A 1,832-nucleotide genomic window follows, 5' to 3' on the forward strand; every position below is an offset into this window, starting at 1 on the left:
CTTATCTGTAGGAGAGTGAGTTGGAAGTGGGTGTGACCAGCGGTGATGCTGTCGCGGTCATGTCCGTGACGGGGCCATAGTTCAACGGTAGAACGGGGCCTTTGCAAGGCTCAGATCGGGGTTCGATTCCCCGTGGCTCCACAAACTCGCTTCAATATGGAGCGTGCTTTGGTCGCCAGCTGTCGGCCGGACGTGCTAGAACGAACACATGTTCGATTCATTGGTCCCGTTAGCATCGCTTGTCACGCACCTCCGTCAGGCCGAAGCAGCGGGCGTGTCGTGTTTGACGTCTAGACGTCAAACGGCGTAGCTTGAAGGGAAGCCGATTGCGGCCAGAGTGAACACTTCGTCGAAGGAGCTTCGGATGGCTGAGCGAAGGCCCCCAGGTGTGGTGCGCGATGCAATCTTGGCGTTCTTCAAGGAGTCAAAGCAGCAGGACGCCTCCATTGCAGAGGTCCTTGAAGCCGTTCAACAGAAGCTAGGCTCCGAGGTCCCCGAGTCTTCGGTGCGGTCGTCTTTGCGGTTGCATACACCCGACACTTTCCAACGTGTTTCGCGCGGTCGCTACCGGCTTGTGAGGGGCAAGTGAGCGTAGAGAATGCAGTTGCCGATACCACTGGCAGTACACCGGGCTTCACCTACGGTGGGGCGACTCTGTACCAATCCGATTGCATCGAGTGGCTTGAAAGCTGTGCTGCCAATAGCATTCACGCTGTCGTCACGGATCCGCCGTACGGTCTGACCGAATACAACGAGGTGGAGCAGCGGAAGTTGCGGAACGGTCGCGGCGGGGTGTGGAGAATTCCGCCAACCCTAGATGGGTACCGGCGTTCGCCTCTGCCTCGGTTCACGACGTTGCGTCATAGCGAACGGGCAGAAATCAAGCGATTCTTCCATGATTGGGCATCAGCGCTGCAGCCGGTTCTGGTTCCGGGTGCGCACGTGTTTGTGGCATCGAATCCGCTTCTGTCGCATGTGGTTTCGTTTGCTCTGTACGAAGCAGGGTTGGAACGACGTGGCGAGGTTGTTCGGCTAGTCATGACGCTGCGTGGCGGGGACCGCCCCAAGAACGCCCACGAAGAGTTCCCCGATGTGACGGTGATGCCACGCTCGATGTGGGAACCGTGGCTGTTGTTCAGGAAGCCGGTCGAAGGCACGGTCGCGGAGAACCTGCGAAAGTGGGGCACCGGTGGTTTGCGGCGTCTTGATGCGGCTCGACCGTTCGGTGATGTGATCAGGTCAGCCCCAACACAATCGGCTGAAAAGCGCCTGGCACCGCATCCAAGCCTCAAGCCTCAGGCGTTCCTACGGAAGATTGTGCGCGCTGCGCTGCCCACAGGCGAGGGCGTGGTCCTGGATACGTTCGCCGGGTCTGGTTCCACCCTGGCCGCTGCGGAAGCGGTTGGTTATCGCAGTATCGGCGTGGAGCGCGACGAACGCTACGTCGCGTTGGCTGAATCAGCGATACCGGCGCTCGCAGCTCTGACCGTCACCGAAGACAGTGTGGCGGTCTGAGGCGGGGCCGTCTGATTCATCAGCGTCGCTGGCCGTGGATTTGCGCGGTATTGAGTGCGGTGCCAGGTAGCGTCATCGGATGTGGCGGATCTACCCAACTTCTTACGCTTGGCGCCGTCGTCGCGGCAGAGTCTGCGTACCGAAGCTCAGTTGCCGGTGCCGCTGCCGTACCACCTCAGGCCCGAGGACATCATGCGGCTGGTGGAGGACCTGCACCTTCTGCTGCACGAGCTAAACGTGCAGCTACACGAGCGTGGCTATGAGCGCCTTGAGGAACTGCTCGATCCGGCCGGATTCTCCGGGTTGCTGAGCCGCGC

General features: G+C 60.5%; 1 protein-coding gene and 1 tRNA gene. Both read left to right on the forward strand.

Annotation, left to right across the window (positions count from 1 at the left end; translation table 11 throughout):
- Nucleotides 1–70 precede the first annotated feature (70 nt).
- Nucleotides 71–141, forward strand: a tRNA-Ala gene (locus AWC19_RS05105).
- A 444-nt stretch (nucleotides 142–585) separates the two neighbouring features.
- Nucleotides 586–1,515 carry a DNA-methyltransferase gene (locus tag AWC19_RS05115; RefSeq protein WP_045373225.1) on the forward strand — a complete coding sequence of 310 codons (930 nt, stop codon included), beginning with the start codon at nucleotides 586–588 and terminating at the stop codon, nucleotides 1,513–1,515.
- The last annotated feature ends 317 nt before the right edge of the window (nucleotides 1,516–1,832 follow it).

Source organism: Mycobacterium palustre (genome assembly GCF_002101785.1).
Classification (GTDB): Bacteria; Actinomycetota; Actinomycetes; order Mycobacteriales; family Mycobacteriaceae; genus Mycobacterium; species Mycobacterium palustre.